We start from the raw sequence: 14,529 nt of genomic DNA, 5'->3' as shown, positions 1-14,529 counted from the left end.
AACGAGATGCACAGAGGGAGGAGCCCTCTCATGAGTCGCGGGAGCAGGAAGGTCGCCGTGGTCGGCGTGGCCCTTTCCGACTGCGGGCGGGTGGACGACGCGACGGCGTACGCGCTGCACGCCCAGGCGGCCCGCCGGGCCCTCGCCGACGCGGGTCTGGACCGCACGGTGGTCGACGGTTTCGCCTCCGCCGGCCTCGGCACGCTGGCCCCCGTGGAGGTCGCCGAGTACCTGGGCCTGCGGCCCACCTGGGTGGACTCCACCTCGGTCGGGGGCGCCACCTGGGAGGTGATGGCGGCGCACGCGGCGGACGCGATAGCGGCGGGCCACGCGAACGCCGTGCTGCTGGTGTACGGCTCGACGGCCCGGTCCGACATCAGGGCGGGCCGCCGCACGGGCACCCTGTCCTTCGGCGCCCGCGGCCCGCTCCAGTTCGAGGTGCCGTACGGCCACACGCTGATCGCCAAGTACGCCATGGCGGCCCGCCGGCACATGATCGAGTACGGCACGACGCTCGAGCAGCTGGCGGAGGTGGCGGTCCAGGCGCGGGCGAACGCGGCCCTGAACCCGGAGGCGATGTTCCGCGACCCGATCACCGTCGACGACGTGCTGTCCGGCCCGATGATCGCCGACCCGTTCACCCGCCTGCACTGCTGCCTGCGCTCGGACGGCGGCGCGGCCATCCTGCTGGCGGCCGAGGGGTACGTACGGGACTGCCGGACGGCCCCCGTCTGGATCCTCGGCACCGGCGAACACGTCTCGCACGCCGCGATGTCCTCGTGGGAGGACTTCACGGTCTCCCCGGCGGCGGTCAGCGGCCGGCTGGCCTTCCGGCGGGCGGGGGTGACCCCCGCGGACATCGACTTCGCCGAGATCTACGACGCCTTCACCTACATGACCCTGGTGACCCTGGAGGACCTGGGCTTCTGCGCGAAGGGCGAGGGCGGGGCGTTCGTGGCGAAGGGGCGGCTGCTGGTGCGGGGCGGGGAGCTGCCGGTGAACACGGACGGGGGCGGCCTGTCGGCCCAGCATCCGGGGATGCGGGGGCTGTTCCTGATGGTGGAGGCGGTGCGGCAGCTGCGGGGCGAGGCCGGCGAGCGGCAGGTGCGGGCCCGGGGCGGCGAGCCGCCCCGGCTGGGGGTGGCGTCGGGAACCGGCGGCTGGTTCTGCTCCTCGGGAACGGTGGTGTTGGGGCGGGACTGATCGGCGGACCACCGGTGATACTCGCCCCATGGCACAAAAGGATCTCCACGAACTCCTCCGGTCGCTGCGGGTCTGGGACTCCGAGGTGACGGAGCTGCGGCCCTTCGACCCGGACACGGCCCCGCCCACTCCGCTGCCCCTGTTCACCGGCTGGTTCGCGGAAGCGGTGGCGGCGGGGCAGCCGGAGCCGCACACCATGTCCCTGGCGACCGTGGACGCGGAGGGCAGGCCGGACGTACGGATCGTGATGCTGCACGGCGCCGACGCGGACGGCTGGTCCTTCGCCAGCCACTCCACGAGCCGCAAGGGCCGTGCGCTGAGCGCCCGGCCGTACGCGGCCCTGTCCTTCTACTGGCCGGTGCTGGGGCGCCAGGTGCGGGTACGGGGGCCGGTCACGCAGGCCCCGGCCGAGGAGAGCCAGGCCGATCTGCACGCGCGGTCCACGGGCGCGCTGGCCGCCGCACTGACCGGCCGGCAGAGCGAGGAGCTGTCCTCTCCGGCCGAGTTGCGGCAGGCGTCGGAGGCGGCCTGGCAGCGGGCCCGGAAGAACCCCGACGAGCCGTCGCCGACCTGGACCCTGTACCGGCTGCGCCCGGAGACGGTGGAGTTCTTCCAGGGGGACGCGGAGCGGCGGCACGTACGACTGGAGTACCGGAGCACGGAGTTCGGCTGGAGCAGGGTGCTGCTGTGGCCGTGAGGGCCGGCCGCGTCCTTCTGCATCTTTCTGCCGGGGCCGGTCACACATGCCTTCCGCGATCCGTCAGGGCGGTGGAAGCACCACGCAGACCCTGAGGAGAAGACGATGGAAACGCGTTCGATCACGGCGGAGATCCCGATGACCCCGCGGATGCCGGAGGACCCCGCCCAGCTCGTCCCGGAGCTGGCGGAGGTGTCGGCGGCGCTGTTCAAGGTCACCGGCAACGGTTCGGTGCCGCGCTCCACGATCAGCCTGGTCCAGCTGCGGGCGGGACAGATCGTCGGCAGCACCTATCTGACCGTGCTGCACACCGGGTTCCTGCGCAAGGCCGGTGAGTCGGAGGAGCGGATCACCTCGGTGGCGTCCTGGCAGGACTCGCCGTACTTCACCGCCGCCGAGCGGGCCGCGCTGGCCCTCGTGGAGGCCGTGCTCCAGCCGTCCGCGGACGGCGAGCGGGTGTCCGACGAGCTGTACGCGCAGGCGGCCGAGCACTACGAGGGCAAGGCGCTCGCCACGCTGATGTTCGCGATCGGACAGGTCAACTTCTTCATCCCCGTCGCGCTCATCGCCAAGCCGGTGCCCGGCCGGTCGTTCACCGACCCGTGGAAGTGAACACCGGGATCCCCGCCCGGAACGTCACCTCAAGCGGCATCCCGGCCCGCAGGGTGTCCTCCGGGCAGCCGACCAGTTCCGTGATCATGCGCGGGCCCTCGGCCAGGTCGACCACCGCGGCCACGTAAGGGGTGCGGTCGCCGAACGGGGGGAGGTCGTTGTGGTGGACCGTGGACCACGTGTAGAGCGTGGCCCGGCCGCCGGCCTCCTCCCAGGTCACCCGCTCGCTCCAGCAGTACGGGCAGAACTCGCGGGGGTAGTGGTGGGCCCGGCCGCAGGCCCCGCAGCGGCGGATCAGCAGGCGGTCCCGCGCGGCCGCCTCCCAGTACGGGCGGGTGAAGGCGTCGGTCTCCGGGAGGTCGTGGCGCTGCCCGCTCATCGGAACCATCCGATCCACGCGTCCAGCGACCACGCCTGCCAGGACATGCCGAAGAGGCCGACCAGGCAGATGAGGGCCATCATCGAGTTCTGGCCCTGTTCCGCCCAGTCGTGGATCATGAGGACGAAGTAGACCGCGTTCAGGAGCAGGCCGCCGACCAGGGCGACCGGGGTCAGGAAGCCGAGGATCAGGCCGAGACCCAGCGAGAGTTCGGCGTAGGCGACCACGTACGCCATGAGCTTCGGGCGGGGTTTCACCACCGTGTCGAAGCCCGCCCGCACCGGGGTCCAGCGGTGCTTCGCCGCCACGTCCGCCGCCCAGGCGATGCCGCTGCCCCGCTCGAACCACGCCTTCTTGTCCTTGTGCCGCCAGCTCTCCAGCCACCACAGGCCGAGGCCGATGCGCAGCACCGCCAGCCACTGAGCGCCGTCCAGCCATATCGCGTCCATGCATCTGACGGTACGTCAGATCAGGTGGGAAGCCCACCTGTGAGTCACCCGGAATCGCCCCACGCGCCGCCGGGCCGCCGCGCCCCGGGGCCCGGCGGCGCGTTCCTTCACGCCCCGAACGCCGTTCCCGTACATGCGTGATCAATCCGCAACCAATTCCGGTCTTGACCGAGACCCATCAACCGGGTGTGTGATTACGCTCCCGCTCATGGCCGTCTCCCGTCCCTCTCCGGTACACCTCTCGCCCACTCCCGCGGACCGCCCGGTCTACGTGATCGGCGCCGGTCCGGGCGGCCTCGCCGCCGCCCACGCGCTGCGGGCGCGGGGCGTACGGGCGGTGGTGCTGGAGAAGTCCAGCCAGGTGGGCGCCTCCTGGCGCGCCCACTACGACCGGCTGCACCTGCACACCACCCGGCGGCTGTCCGCGCTGCCCGGCCTCGCCATACCCCGGAAGTTCGGGCGCTGGGTGTCCCGGGACAACGTGGTGCGGTACCTGGAGAAGTACGCCGAACACCACGAGCTGGAGATCGTCACCGGGGTGGAGGTGCACCGCGTCGAGCGGACCGAGGACGGCACCGGCTGGCTGCTGCGCGCCTCCGGCGGACGGGAGCTGACCGGCAGCGCGGTGGTCGTCGCCACCGGCTACAACCACAGCCCGCACCTGCCCGACTGGCCCGGCCGCGACCGGTACGAAGGTGAGCTGCTGCACGCCGGCACCTACCGCAACGCCGAGCCGTACCGCGGTCGTGACGTGCTCGTCGTCGGGATCGGCAACACGGGCGCGGAGATCGCCGTGGACCTGGCGGAGGGCGGGGCCGCGCGGGTGCGGCTGGCGGTGCGCACGGCGCCGCACATCCTGCGCCGGTCGACCCTCGGCTGGGCCGCCCAGTACTCGGGCGTGCTGGTCCGGCGGCTGCCGGTCCGGCTCGTGGACCGGCTCGCCGGGCCGGTGGGGCGGCTGAGCACCCCGGACCTGTCCGCGTACGGTCTTCCGCGCCCGGACGCCGGCCTGTACAGCAGGGTGCGGGAGGGTGCGATCCCGGTCCAGGACGTCGGCCTGATCGACGCCGTCCGCACGGGCAGGGTGGAGATCGTGGCCGCCGTGGAGGGGTTCGAGGACGGGAAGGTGGTCCTCGCCGACGGCGGCCGGATCTCGCCCGACGCGGTCATCGCCGCGACCGGGTACGTGCGGGCACTGGAGGGGCTGGTCGGGCATCTCGGGGTGCTTGACGGGCGAGGCGGACCGGTGGTGCACGGCGGCCGTACGTCCGCGCAGGCGCCCGGCCTGTACTTCACCGGGTTCACCAACCCGATCAGCGGGATGCTCCGGGAACTGGCGCTCGACGCGGGGAGGATCGCGCGGGCGGTGGCCGCGGGCCTGCGCGCGCGGTAGCCACGGCGTTTTCCCACCGAGCGGTAACTTTGCCGTGCCGAACCATTCCTGACGTTCCGTCAGTTCAGTAACCTGACAAAGCGTCATCTTGAGTGGCTTCTCACGGGAGGCGGGCGGAACGATGCTCGGTTCGACCCACGGCACCCTCACCACCGACGCCCGCCGGGCCCGGGTCATCGCCTGCGGCGAGCAGCGGCCCGGACCCGTCGTGCACGATCAGGTGGACGACCTCGACGTCAGCGGGCGTCCGCTCTACGCGGACGTACCGGACCTGACCCGGTTCTTCCGGCCCGAGTCCGTCGCCGTGATCGGCGCCTCCGACACCGCGGGCCGGCCGAACACCGGGATCACCCGGCAGCTGCTGGACTGGGCCGGTCGGGTCGGGGCGCGGGTGCACCCGGTGCATCCGACCCGGCCGACGGTCTTCGGCATCCCGTGCTCCGCCTCGGTCGCCGCCCTGCCCGGACCGGTCGACCTGGCCGTGCTGCTGGTCGCCGACCCGTTGCCGGTGATCGAGGAACTCGCCGCGGCCAAGGTGAAGTTCGCGGTCGCCTTCGCCTCCGGGTTCGCCGAGACCGGTCAGGCGGGCGCCGAGGCCCAGGAGCGGCTCGCCGAGGCCGTACGGGGCTCGGGGCTCCGGCTGCTCGGCCCGAACACCAACCTCAACGCCTTCGAACGCTTCCGGGACGACCTGTCCGGGCCGGCCATCGCGCTGATCACCCAGTCCGGGCACCAGGGCCGGCCCGTCTTCGCGCTGCAGGAACTGGGCATCCGGCTCTCGCACTGGGCGCCCACCGGCAACGAGGCCGACCTGGAGACCGCCGACTTCCTCTCCTGGTTCGCCGAGCGGCCCGAGGTCGGCGCCATCGCCTGTTACGTGGAGGGGCTCAAGGACGGCCGCTCCTTCCTGCTGGCCGCCGACCGCGCCGCCCGCCGCAAGGTGCCGGTGGTCGCCGTGAAGGTGGGCCGCACCGAGGCCGGCGCCCGTACGGCCGCCTCGCACACCGGCAAGCTCACCGGCGCCGACGACGTGGTGGACGCGGCCATGCGGCAGTACGGCGTGATCCGCGTCGACGCCCTGGACGAACTCCAGGACACGGCGGCGCTGCTGGCGCGCGCGAAGCCGCCCCAGGCCGAGGGCGTGGTCGTCTACTCCATCTCGGGCGGCACCGGCGCACATGTCGCCGACCTGGCCGCCGGGGCGGGGCTCCGGCTGCCGCGGCTGTCCCCGGACAAGCAGGCCGAGCTGCACCAGTGGATACCGGAGTACCTGAGCGTGGCCAACCCGGTGGACAACGGCGGCCACCCGGTCGGCGACGAACGCGGCCGGAAGATCATCGACGCGCTCCTCGCCGACCCCGCGGTCGGCGTGCTGATCTGCCCGGTCACCGGCCCCTTCCCGCCGCTCAGCGACAAGCTCGTGCGCGACCTGGTGGACGCCGCCGAGGAGACGGACAAACTGGTGTGCGTGGTGTGGGGCTCGCCGGCCGGCACCGAGCCGGCGTACCGGGAGGTGCTGCTCGGCTCCTCCCGCGTGGCCACCTTCCGGACCGTCGGAAACTGCCTGACCGCCGTCCGCGCCTGGCTCGACCACCACCGCTTCGTGACCGGCTACCGCTCCCCCTTCGACGCGGCCCCGCGCACCCCGTCCCCTTCCTTCCGCAAGGCCGAGGCGCTGATGCAGCCCGGCCGGCAGCTCAGCGAGCACGCGGCCAAGCAGCTGCTGCGCGCGTACGGCGTCCGGGTGCCGCGCGAGCAGCTGGTGACCAGCGCGGCGGCGGCCGTACGGGCGGCCGGGCAGGTCGGCTACCCGGTGGTGATGAAGGCGTCCGGCGCGCAGATCGCCCACAAGACCGAACTGGGCCTGGTGAAGATCGGCCTGACCTCGGCGAGCCAGGTCCGGGACGCGTACCGGGAGCTGACCGACATCGCCCGGTACGAGGGCGTCGGGCTGGACGGCGTCCTGGTGTGCCAGATGGTGGAGCCGGGCGTGGAGATGATGGTCGGCGTCACCCACGACGACCTCTTCGGGCCGACGGTGACGGTGGGGCTCGGCGGGATCCTGGTGGAGGTGCTGCACGACGCGACGGTCCGCGTCCCGCCCTTCGGCGAGGACCAGGCCCGCGCCATGCTCACCGAGCTGCGCGGCCGCGCCCTGCTGGCCGGCGTCCGGGGCCGCCCGCCGGCCGACGTGGACGCGCTGGTGGAGGTCGTGCTGCGGGTGCAGCGCATGGCGCTGGAACTGGGCGAGCACATCGCCGAGCTGGACATCAACCCCCTGTTGGTGCTGCCCCGGGGACAGGGCGCGGTGGCGCTGGACGCGCTGGTGGTGTGCCGGTGACCGGCATCCGGCACGAGGTGCGCGACCGGGTCTCGTACGTCACCCTCGACCGCCCCGAGACCCTGAACGCCCTCACGCCGGCCATGCGCGACCGCCTCGTCGAGCTGCTGACGGAGGCGTCCGCCGCCTCGGACGTCCGGGCGGTGGTCCTCACCGGCACCGGCCGCGGCTTCTGCGCGGGCGCGGACCTGCGCGCCGCCGCTCCCGCCGCGGCCGAGCGGACCGCCGGGGACGTGGCCCGCACCCTCCGCCTCGGCGCCCAGCGCCTGATCGCGACCGTACTGGACTGCGAGAAACCGGTCCTGGCCGCCGTGAACGGCACGGCGGCCGGCCTGGGCGCCCATCTCGCGCTCGCCTGCGACCTGGTCCTGGCCGCCGAGTCGGCCCGCTTCATCGAGGTGTTCGTCCGCCGCGGCCTGGTCCCGGACGCCGGTGGCGCCTACCTCCTCCCCCGCCTGATCGGCCTCCAGCGGGCGAAGGAACTGATGTTCTTCGGCGACCCGCTCCCGGCACCGGAGGCGGAACGCCTGGGCCTGGTCAACCGGGTGGTCCCGGACACCGACCTGGAGAAGACGACCCGCGCCTGGGCCACCCGCCTGGCCTGCGCCCCCACGAGAGCCCTCGCCCTGACCAAGCACCTCCTCAACACCTCCCTCGACACCGACCGCACCTCCGCCTTCGCCACGGAGTCCTGGGCCCAGGAGATCAACATGACGACGGAGGACGCCCGGGAGGGACTGCGGGCGTTCGGGGAGCGCCGGGAGCCGGGGTTCCGGGGGCGGTGAGGACCGGATGAACCCGGCGCCGGGTCTTGTCATCTGACGGCCCGTCAGGCTCAATGAAACGATGATGGGACACGCAGGAGCGGCGGCGGCAGCCGTTCGGTATCTGGGGCCGGGGTCCGGGGAGGCGTTGCCGCGGCCCGCGTTGCGGTGTGTGCGGGAAGGGGAGCGGGCGCCGGTCGCGGCGGGGGAGTTCCGGCGGGTGCTGGGGTGCTTCGCGAGTGGCGTGACGGTCGTCACCGCGCCGGCCGGCGCGGGTGAGCCGGGTCCCGCGGGGTTCGCCTGCCAGTCCTTCTCGTCGCTCTCCCTCGAACCGCCCCTGGTCTGCTTCATGGTGGGCCGTACCTCCACCACCTGGCCGCGCATCGCCCGCGCCGGCGTCTTCTGCGTCAACGTGCTCAGCGCCGGCCAGGACGAGCTGTGCCGGGCCTTCGCGGTGAGCGGCGCGGACAAGTTCGCGGGGGTGGCGTACGACGCGGCGCCCGCGTCCGGGGCGCCGCGGCTCGCCGGGGCCGCCGCCTGGATCGACTGCGTCGTCCACGCCGTGCACACCGGAGGCGACCACCTCATCGTCGTGGGACGGGTGGCCGCCCTCGGTGCGGACGGGCCCGAGGAGCCACTGGTCTTCCACCGAGGGCGCTTCCGGCGGCTCGACCCGTGACAGTGCCCCGGCGGTGCGGTCAGGATGCGGCGGGTGCCAGGGCGGCCGGGGTGGTCCGCCGGATGACCAGGGACATCAGGGCCGCCGCCGCGCACAGGGTGCCGGAGGCGTACCAGACGACGTTGTAGGAGCCGAAGACGTCCCGGGCGAGGCCGCCGAGGTAGGCGACGAGGGCGGCGCCGACCTGGTGCGAGGCCAGCACCCAGCCGAAGACGATGGCGCTGTCCTCGCCGTACTGCTCGCGGCACAGGGCCAGCGTGGGCGGGACGGTGGCCACCCAGTCGAGGCCGTAGAAGACGATGAAGAAGATCATCGGCGGGTGGACGGCGGGGCCCAGCAGCATCGGCAGGAAGAGCAGGGACAGGCCGCGCAGGGCGTAGTAGACGGCGAGCAGCCGGCGCGGTTCGAAGCGGTCGGTGAACCAGCCGGAGGCGATCGTGCCGACGACGTCGAACACGCCGATGACCGCGAGCAGCGAGGCCGCCGTCGTCACGGGCATGCCGTGGTCGTGCTCGGCGGGCACGAAGTGCGTCTGGATCAGGCCGTTGGTGGAGGCCCCGCAGATCGCGAAGGTGCCGGCGAGCAGCCAGAAGGTGCCGGTGCGGACGGAGGAGGACAGGACGGCGAGCGTGCGGCGGGCGGCGCCGGTGACGGGCGGCGGCTTCGGTACGAACTCCCGCGCGCCGTACGGCTTCACGCCCACGTCGGCCGGGTGGTCGCGCAGCAGGATCCAGACGAAGGGGACCACGGCGAGCGCGGCCAGGGCGACGGTGACCGCGGCGGGACGCCAGTGGTGGCGCTCGACGATCCACGACAGCAGCGGCAGGAAGATCAGCTGCCCGGAGGCGGAGGCGGCGGTGAGGATGCCGCTGACCAGGCCGCGCCGCTCGGTGAACCAGCGGTTGGTGACCGTCGCGGCGAAGGCCAGCGCCATGGAACCGGAGCCGAGCCCCACCAGTAGGCCCCAGCACAGCCACAGCTGCCAGGCCGCCGTCATCCATACGGTCAGCCCGGAGCCGAGCGCGATCACGGTGAGCGCGGCGGCGACCACCCGGCGGATGCCGAAGCGGTCCATCAGCGCGGCGGCGAAGGGCGCGGTGAGGCCGTAGAGCGCGAGGTTGAGGGAGACGGCCGCGCCGATCGTGCCGCGCGACCAGCCGAACTCCTGGTGCAGCGGGTCGATGAGCAGGCCGGGCAGGGAGCGGAAGGCTGCTGCGCCGATGATCGTGACGAAGGTGACGGCGGCGACGAACCAGGCGCGGTGCACACGGTGGCGCCGGGCGGGCGGGGCCTTGACGGGGGCTGCGGCGGGGCTTGTCTGAGTCACGTCACCCAGCCTCCGCTACGCATGCCCACGCATCGAGTGGCCCGGTGGACAGCATTCGCTACGATCGGGCCATGACGAGCACTGGGGCATTCCGGCCGCACCGGGTCGCCGTCCTCGCCCTGGACGGCCTGTTGCCCTTCGAACTGGGCATCCCGCACCGGATCTTCGGCCGCCCCCGGGACGCGCAGGGCCGGTGTCTGTACGAGGTCGTGACCTGCTCGGTCCGGCCGCCCGGCCCGGTCGAGACGGACGCCGACTTCGCCGTGCACATCGCCCACGGCCCCGAGGCGCTGGCCACGGCCGACACGGTGATCGTCCCCGCGTCGTACGAACTCGGCCCGCTCTACGACGAGGGCCGGCTCACCGACGAGCTGGCCGCCGCCCTCGCCCACATCCGCCCCGGCACCCGGCTCGCCTCCATCTGCACCGGCGTCTACGTCCTCGCCGCCGCCGGTTACCTGGACGGCCGCCCGGCGACCACGCACTGGGCGGACGCCGAGCGGTTCCAGCGGATGTTCCCGAAGATCGAGGTGGACGCGGACGTGCTGTTCATCGACGACGGGGACGTGCTGACCTCGGCCGGCGTGGCCGCCGGGATCGACCTGTGCCTGCACATGGTCCGCCGGGACTTCGGTACGGCGGTCGCCAACGACGTGGCCCGCCGCACGGTCGTACCGCCCCACCGCGACGGCGGCCAGGCCCAGTACATCCATCGCCCGCTCCCCGACCCCCAGCTCGCCACCACGACCGCCGCCCGCGCCTGGGCGCTGGGCCGGCTGCACGAGCCGATCCAGCTGCGCGACATGGCCGCGCAGGAGGCGATGTCGGTGCGCACCTTCACCCGACGCTTCCGCGAAGAGGTCGGCATCAGCCCGGGCCAGTGGCTCACCCAGCAGCGCGTGGAGCGCGCCCGGCACCTGCTGGAGTCCACCGACCTGTCGATGGACCAGGTGGCCCGGGAGTCGGGTTTCGGCACCGCCCAGTCGATGCGCCAACACCTACAGGCGGCGCTCGGGGTCACGCCCACCGCGTACCGGCGGACCTTCCGGACCGGCGGTGGTGGTGGCGGTGGCGGTGGCGGTGGAGAGCACCGTGGTCGGGTCGGCACCCTGCACTGACCGGCCGGCGCGTATCTCACCCCACCAGCCGACCGCCGTCAGCAGCACGGTCAGGGCCACGCCCGCCAGGATCGCCGTCGAGGGCGCGGCGAGCGGCAGCAGGGCGCCCGCGAGGGAGCCGGTCGCGGCGTAACCGGCGCCGACGGCGGCGTACATGACCGAGTAGCCGGCGGCCAGGGCACCCGGCGGGAGCACCTCGCGCAGGGACAGGTTGCGGGTGAGCATCGCGCCCGCCTGGAGCAGCCCCGCCACGGCCAGCGCCACCGCCATGCCCCAAGCGGCGGGTATCAGGGCGACCAGGGTCACCGCGGCCGCCGTCCCCGCCATCAGGACCACGCTGCGGGTGCTGAGCCGGCCCGGCCAGGACCGCAGGCCGTACAGGAAGGCGCCGACGGCCGAGGCCACGGACATCGCCGTGAGCAGCGGGCCCGCCCAGCCCACGGCGATGCCGCGCTGTTCGAGCAGGGCGGGCAGGACCAGTTCGGCGAGGGCCAGCAGGGACAGGCTGGCCGCGCCCGTGACGTACACCGGCCAGGCGCGGGCGAGCACGCGCATCCGTGACGCGCCCTGCGCCCCCAGCCCGTCCCGCTCGCCCTGCCCGCCCGCCGCCCAGCCGGCCGGCAGCAGCCACAGGCCGGCGGCGGACGACGCCATCAGGGCGGCTTCGAGCAGCAGGGGAACGTGCGGTCCTGCGCCGAGGGCGAGGCCGGCGACGGCGGCCGGGGAGACGGCCCACACGCCGAAGGTGAGCATCGACTCGACGGACAGCGCCTGGGCCGCCGCGCGCCCCGGAACCAGCGAGGTGAGCAGGGCGCGCAGCCCGCCGGGCGCCGCGGCGGGACCGGCCCCGGCGAGGAAGGCGAACGCGGCGAGTATCGCGTCCGGCGCGCCGGGGAAGGCGCCGAGGCCCGTGAAGCCGGCGGCACCGGCGAGGAGACCGGCGGCCAGGTGCGGGCGGGCCCGCCGGGGGTCCAGGCGCATGCCGAGCACGGGGGCACCGACGATCTCGCCGATGACGTAGGCGGCGGCGAGGGCCGCGCCCAGCGCGTAGCCGCCGGGGCGCTCGCGGACCAGGAAGACCAGGGCCAGCGGGGCCATGGCCACCGGCATACGGGCGCCGACGGCCACCAGGGCCCAGGTCAGGACCTGCCGGGAAGCGACATCGCGGTAGCTCATGCGTCGACGGTAGGGGGCACCGCCGACAATCGCCGACCCGGTTTCCGCTGCCTGTGGACAACTTCCCGCCACCCCGGCCGACGGGGGCTCAGAACGTGAGCACCGCCCGCGCCACCCGGCCCGACTCCGCCGCCGCCCGGGCCTGCTCGAAGTCCTCCACCGGGTGGACCGCCGTCACCAACTCGTCGAGCAGCAGACGCCCTTGCCGGTACAGCTCGGCGTACAGGGCGATGTCCCGCTGGGGGCGCGAGGAGCCGTAGCGGCAGCCGAGGATCGACTTGTCCAGGTAGAGGGAGGAGACCAGGAAGGACGCCTCGGCCGTGGCCGGGGGCACGCCGAGCAGGATCGCCTGGCCCCGCCGGTCGAGCAGGTCGACGGCCTGGCGGATCAGCTCCACCCGGCCGACGCACTCGAAGACGTGGCCGGCGCCCGTCGGCAGCAGATCCCGCACCGCCTCGGCCGACGTCAGGAAGTCGGTCGCGCCGAACTGCCGCGCCACGCTCTCCTTGGCCGGGTTGGCGTCCACGGCCACGATCCTGAGGGCGCCCGCGAGCCGCGCGCCCTGGAGGACGTTCAGCCCTATCCCGCCCGTGCCGATGACGACCACGCTGTCCCCGCGGTCCACCCGCGCCCGGTTCAGCACGGCGCCGACCCCGGTGAGCACCCCGCATCCGATCAGCGCGGCGCAGGGCAGTGGGATGTCCCCGGGGATCCGCACCGCCTGCACGGCCTTGACGACCGTACGTTCCGCGAAGGCCGAGTTGGCGGCGAACTGGTACACCGGGTCCGCGCCCCGTGTGAACGGCCGCCCCGGCCGCCCGATCGCCTGCCGGCACATGGTGGGCCGGCCCCGGTCGCACTCGGCGCAGGTCCCGCAGTTGGCGAGCGTGGACAGGGCCACATGGTCACCGGGGGCGACATGGGTGACGCCGGCACCGACCGCCTCCACGACCCCGGCGCCCTCATGACCCAGCACCACCGGTACCGGGAACGGGATGGTGCCGTCCACCACCGACAGATCGCTGTGGCACAGCCCGGCCGCCGCGATCGCGACGAGCACCTCGCCCGGCCCCGGCTCCCGGACGGCCAGGTCGTCGACGACCCGGACCTGCTCGCCGTCGAACAGCACACCTCGCATCACACGGCCCCCTTCGGCTCCGCCGGCAGACCGAGCACGCGCTCGGCGATGATCGTGCGCTGGATCTGGTCCGAGCCGCCGTAGACGGTGTCGGCCCGGGAGAACAGGAACAGGTGCTGAGCCGCGTCGATCGAGTACGGCGAGGAGGGCGACCAGTCCGCCGGTCCCACGGCCGCCGCCGCTCCCCTGACCTGCACGGCCAGCTCGCCCAGCCGCTGGTGCCAGCCGGCCCACAGCAGCTTGGCCACGCTCGGCGCGCCCGGGTCGCCGGTGCCGCCGAGGGTGCGCAGGGCGTTCCAGCGCATGGCGCGCAACTCGGCCCACTGCCGCACGAGCCGGGCCCGGACGACGGGATCACGCACGGCTCCGCTCTCCCGTGCCGCCGCGAGGACCCCGGCCAGTTCCTCGGCGAACCCGATCTGCTGGGCCAGCGTCGACACCCCGCGCTCGAACCCGAGCAGGCTCATCGCCACCCGCCAGCCCTGGCCCTCTCCGCCGATCACGTGCTCCGCACGCGCGCGTGCCCCGTCGAAGAAGACCTCGTTGAAGTCGCTCGTCCCCGTCATCTGCCGGATCGGCCGGACCTCGATGCGCCCCGGCTGGTCCATCGGGACGAGCAGGAAGCTCAGGCCGTGGTGGCGCCGGGAGCCGGGGTCGGTCCGGGCCAGCACGAAGCACCAGTCGGCCTCGTGGGCGAGCGAGGTCCAGATCTTCTGCCCGCTGATCCGGTAGTACGCGCCCTCCCGGACGGCCGCCGTCCGCACCCCGGCCAGGTCCGACCCGGCACCCTGTTCGCTGTACCCCTGGCACCACAGCTCCTCACCGGCCGCGACGGGCGGCAGGAAGCGGCTCTTCTGCGCCGCGTCGCCGTGGGCGACGAGGGTGGGCGCGAGCAGGTTCTCCCCGATGTGCCCGCAGCGCGGGGGCGCCTTCGACCGGGCGTACTCCTCGGCCCAGACGACCTGTTGGGTGAGGGTGGCGGTGCGGTTGCCGTAGCCCCCTTCACCCCAGCCGAGCCCGATCCACCCGGCCCGGCCGAGGGATCTTTCCCATGTGCGCCGGTCCGCCGAGGGGTTGGCGTGCTCGGCAAGCCAACGGCGCGCCTCCACGCGGAACGCCTCGTCCTCGGCGGTGAATCCAAAGTCCACACCGGTCTCCTCTCGACGCCGGGATGTGCAGGAGACCGGGGGGCGCGGGGAAGTGCGCGAGAAGCCACGACCGGCCCGCACCCGCCAGACCACAGCACACCCCGG

14 protein-coding genes are annotated in these 14,529 nt (G+C 73.8%); 8 read left to right on the top strand and 6 right to left on the bottom strand.

What is annotated here, in order from left to right; genetic code table 11:
* The first annotated feature begins 30 nt into the window (after positions 1 to 30).
* From ACZ7DL_RS05220 to ACZ7DL_RS05210, 3 genes are all read left to right on the top strand, one after another.
* Entirely contained in the window at positions 31 to 1,203 is a 1,173-nt protein-coding gene (locus tag ACZ7DL_RS05220) for a thiolase C-terminal domain-containing protein (RefSeq protein ID WP_470771522.1), read from the top strand.
* A 28-nt stretch (positions 1,204 to 1,231) separates the two neighbouring features.
* Positions 1,232 to 1,900 (top strand): pyridoxine/pyridoxamine 5'-phosphate oxidase, encoded by a 669-nt coding sequence (locus tag ACZ7DL_RS05215; protein WP_470771521.1) that lies wholly within the window; start codon positions 1,232 to 1,234, stop codon positions 1,898 to 1,900.
* 105 nt (positions 1,901 to 2,005) lie between these two features.
* On the top strand, positions 2,006 to 2,512 hold the full coding sequence (locus ACZ7DL_RS05210; protein WP_470771519.1) for a carboxymuconolactone decarboxylase family protein: 507 nt from the start codon (positions 2,006 to 2,008) through the stop codon (positions 2,510 to 2,512).
* On the opposite strand, the gene ACZ7DL_RS05205 is transcribed toward ACZ7DL_RS05210, so the two are convergent.
* Positions 2,493 to 2,891 (bottom strand): Zn-ribbon domain-containing OB-fold protein, encoded by a 399-nt coding sequence (locus tag ACZ7DL_RS05205; protein ID WP_470771518.1) that lies wholly within the window; start codon positions 2,889 to 2,891, stop codon positions 2,493 to 2,495. The genes ACZ7DL_RS05210 and ACZ7DL_RS05205 overlap by 20 nt on opposite strands.
* Complete coding sequence (locus ACZ7DL_RS05200) at positions 2,888 to 3,340, bottom strand: DoxX family membrane protein (protein WP_470771517.1); 453 nt, start codon at positions 3,338 to 3,340, stop codon at positions 2,888 to 2,890. Before ACZ7DL_RS05200 ends, ACZ7DL_RS05205 begins: the two co-directional genes overlap by 4 nt.
* A gap of 208 nt (positions 3,341 to 3,548) precedes the next feature.
* Between ACZ7DL_RS05200 and ACZ7DL_RS05195 the strand changes: the two genes are divergently transcribed.
* From ACZ7DL_RS05195 to ACZ7DL_RS05180, 4 genes are all read left to right on the top strand, one after another.
* Positions 3,549 to 4,733, top strand: a complete 1,185-nt coding sequence (locus tag ACZ7DL_RS05195) for a flavin-containing monooxygenase (protein ID WP_470771516.1) — start codon at positions 3,549 to 3,551, stop codon at positions 4,731 to 4,733.
* 121 nt (positions 4,734 to 4,854) lie between these two features.
* Positions 4,855 to 7,074 carry an acetate--CoA ligase family protein gene (locus ACZ7DL_RS05190; protein WP_470771515.1) on the top strand — a complete coding sequence of 740 codons (2,220 nt, stop codon included), beginning with the start codon at positions 4,855 to 4,857 and terminating at the stop codon, positions 7,072 to 7,074.
* Positions 7,065 to 7,859: an enoyl-CoA hydratase/isomerase family protein gene (locus ACZ7DL_RS05185; protein WP_470771514.1), complete on the top strand. Its 795-nt coding sequence runs from the start codon at positions 7,065 to 7,067 to the stop codon at positions 7,857 to 7,859. Before ACZ7DL_RS05190 ends, ACZ7DL_RS05185 begins: the two co-directional genes overlap by 10 nt.
* 64 nt (positions 7,860 to 7,923) lie before the next feature.
* Positions 7,924 to 8,517 (top strand): flavin reductase family protein, encoded by a 594-nt coding sequence (locus ACZ7DL_RS05180; protein WP_470771513.1) that lies wholly within the window; start codon positions 7,924 to 7,926, stop codon positions 8,515 to 8,517.
* Positions 8,518 to 8,536: 19 nt separating this feature from the next.
* Here ACZ7DL_RS05180 and ACZ7DL_RS05175 read toward each other — a convergent pair whose 3' ends face one another.
* Positions 8,537 to 9,844, bottom strand: a complete 1,308-nt coding sequence (locus tag ACZ7DL_RS05175) for an MFS transporter (protein WP_470771512.1) — start codon at positions 9,842 to 9,844, stop codon at positions 8,537 to 8,539.
* A 71-nt stretch (positions 9,845 to 9,915) separates the two neighbouring features.
* Between ACZ7DL_RS05175 and ACZ7DL_RS05170 the strand changes: the two genes are divergently transcribed.
* Positions 9,916 to 10,962, top strand: a complete 1,047-nt coding sequence (locus ACZ7DL_RS05170) for a GlxA family transcriptional regulator (protein WP_470771510.1) — start codon at positions 9,916 to 9,918, stop codon at positions 10,960 to 10,962.
* Here ACZ7DL_RS05170 and ACZ7DL_RS05165 read toward each other — a convergent pair.
* From ACZ7DL_RS05165 to ACZ7DL_RS05155, 3 genes are all read right to left on the bottom strand, one after another.
* Positions 10,843 to 12,138 (bottom strand): MFS transporter, encoded by a 1,296-nt coding sequence (locus ACZ7DL_RS05165; RefSeq protein ID WP_470771508.1) that lies wholly within the window; start codon positions 12,136 to 12,138, stop codon positions 10,843 to 10,845. The two genes, ACZ7DL_RS05170 and ACZ7DL_RS05165, sit on opposite strands and share 120 nt — an antisense overlap.
* 88 nt (positions 12,139 to 12,226) lie before the next feature.
* Entirely contained in the window at positions 12,227 to 13,276 is a 1,050-nt protein-coding gene (locus ACZ7DL_RS05160; protein ID WP_470771506.1) for a Zn-dependent alcohol dehydrogenase, read from the bottom strand.
* On the bottom strand, positions 13,276 to 14,424 hold the full coding sequence (locus tag ACZ7DL_RS05155; RefSeq protein ID WP_470771505.1) for an acyl-CoA dehydrogenase family protein: 1,149 nt from the start codon (positions 14,422 to 14,424) through the stop codon (positions 13,276 to 13,278). Before ACZ7DL_RS05155 ends, ACZ7DL_RS05160 begins: the two co-directional genes overlap by 1 nt.
* Positions 14,425 to 14,529 lie beyond the last annotated feature (105 nt).

Source organism: Streptomyces sp. NPDC036984, assembly GCF_055607665.1.
Note: the sequence above shows the minus strand (reverse complement) of the source record. Positions and strands in the feature narration are given on the sequence as shown.

What these genes read in the sequence shown, in the direction of transcription:
- ACZ7DL_RS05220 (WP_470771522.1), top strand. Translation starts at nt 31, where the DNA reads ATGAGTCGCGGGAGCAGGAAGGTCGCCGTGGTCGGCGTGGCCCTTTCC.
- ACZ7DL_RS05215 (WP_470771521.1), top strand. Translation starts at nt 1,232, where the DNA reads ATGGCACAAAAGGATCTCCACGAACTCCTCCGGTCGCTGCGGGTCTGG.
- ACZ7DL_RS05210 (WP_470771519.1), top strand. Translation starts at nt 2,006, where the DNA reads ATGGAAACGCGTTCGATCACGGCGGAGATCCCGATGACCCCGCGGATG.
- ACZ7DL_RS05205 (WP_470771518.1), bottom strand. Translation starts at nt 2,891, where the DNA reads ATGAGCGGGCAGCGCCACGACCTCCCGGAGACCGACGCCTTCACCCGC.
- ACZ7DL_RS05200 (WP_470771517.1), bottom strand. Translation starts at nt 3,340, where the DNA reads ATGGACGCGATATGGCTGGACGGCGCTCAGTGGCTGGCGGTGCTGCGC.
- ACZ7DL_RS05195 (WP_470771516.1), top strand. Translation starts at nt 3,549, where the DNA reads ATGGCCGTCTCCCGTCCCTCTCCGGTACACCTCTCGCCCACTCCCGCG.
- ACZ7DL_RS05190 (WP_470771515.1), top strand. Translation starts at nt 4,855, where the DNA reads ATGCTCGGTTCGACCCACGGCACCCTCACCACCGACGCCCGCCGGGCC.
- ACZ7DL_RS05180 (WP_470771513.1), top strand. Translation starts at nt 7,924, where the DNA reads ATGGGACACGCAGGAGCGGCGGCGGCAGCCGTTCGGTATCTGGGGCCG.
- ACZ7DL_RS05170 (WP_470771510.1), top strand. Translation starts at nt 9,916, where the DNA reads ATGACGAGCACTGGGGCATTCCGGCCGCACCGGGTCGCCGTCCTCGCC.
- ACZ7DL_RS05165 (WP_470771508.1), bottom strand. Translation starts at nt 12,138, where the DNA reads ATGAGCTACCGCGATGTCGCTTCCCGGCAGGTCCTGACCTGGGCCCTG.
- ACZ7DL_RS05160 (WP_470771506.1), bottom strand. Translation starts at nt 13,276, where the DNA reads ATGCGAGGTGTGCTGTTCGACGGCGAGCAGGTCCGGGTCGTCGACGAC.